The sequence below is a fragment of the Streptomyces sp. NPDC054847 genome, from assembly GCF_053610925.1.
Genome location: NZ_JBSGZJ010000785.1, coordinates 1 through 1,214, shown reverse-complemented (window position 1 = coordinate 1,214; position 1,214 = coordinate 1). Strand labels below are relative to the sequence as shown.

Genomic DNA, 1,214 nt, shown 5'->3' with positions numbered 1-1,214 from the left:
CGCTCCTGGAGGCGCTGGTCGTTCCGCAGGAGGGTGAGCTGCGGCTTCAGGTGACGGTGGGCGCGCCCGGAGCGGACGGGCGCCGTGCGGTGGCGCTCTACAGCCGGCGTGGTGATGACGGTGAGTGGGTCCGGCATGCGTCCGGCGTGCTGAGCGAGGCACCGGCCGCCGCCTCCGGCGGGTTCGAGGCGTTGGCGCAGTGGCCGGTGGCGGGTGCGCAGCCGGTGGACCTGGACGGCTTCTACGAGCGGTTCGCCGAGCAGGGCATTGCCTACGGCCCGGTGTTCCAGGGCTTGAGCGAGCTGTGGCGTGACGGCGACACCGCCTATGGCCTGGTGCGGCTGCCCGAGGGCGTCTCGACCGACGGCTACGGCATCCACCCGGCGTTGCTGGACACCGCCCTGCATGTGCTCAAGGCCGCCATGGCGGAACAGAGCACCGAAGACAGTGTGCTGCTGCCGTTCGAGTGGACCGGGGTGAGCCTCGAGACGGTGGCGGGCTCCGTGCTGCGGGTCCGTGCCGAGCTGGACAGTGAGAGCTCGGCGGCCCGGATCTGGGTGACCGACGAAACCGGTGTTCCGATTGCGGCGGTCGAAGGGCTGCTGCTGCGGGATGCAACGGCGGAGCAGATCCGCGCCGCCGCGTCGGTGTCCGTGGACCACCTGTACCGGGTGGACTTCCAGCCGGTCACGGCCGGCTCTCAGGCACAGGACGCCGACCGGCTCGTGATCGACGCACGGGACTGGTCGGGTTCGGTGACGGAGGTCGCCGGACGTGGACTGGCCGAACTCCAGCAGGCGTTGGCCGACGAGGCCGCGTCCGAGATCGTGTTGGTGACCTGTGGCGCGGTCGGCGAGGACGCCACGGACGTGGGCCAGGCGTCGTTGTGGGGTCTGGTGCGTTCGGCACGCAGCGAGCACCCCGAGCGGGTGATCCGCCTGATCGACACCGACACTCAGGACCTGACACCGGCCCTGAGAGTGGCGGCCGAACCCGAGCTGATCGTCCGCGAGGGCAAGGCGCTGGCCGCCCGCCTGGTCCGCGCCTCCACCCCCACCCCCACCGACACCGACACCGACACCGACACCGATCCCCACGCCCGCACCGATGCAGGCACCGAGACCCGTGTTCTGGATCCTGCCGGGACGGTCCTGATCACGGGCGGGATGGGGGAGTTGGGTCATGCTCTGGCCCGTCACCTGGTTCAGGAGCAT

Annotated in this window: 1 protein-coding gene; it reads left to right on the top strand. The window is 71.0% G+C overall.

All coding sequences use genetic code 11. The annotated features are described in order from the left end of the window. Nucleotides 1–146 precede the first annotated feature (146 nt). Nucleotides 147–1,214: polyketide synthase dehydratase domain-containing protein (locus ACWGH4_RS35225; RefSeq protein WP_453467992.1), on the top strand; the 1,068-nt coding region annotated here is incomplete at its 3' end.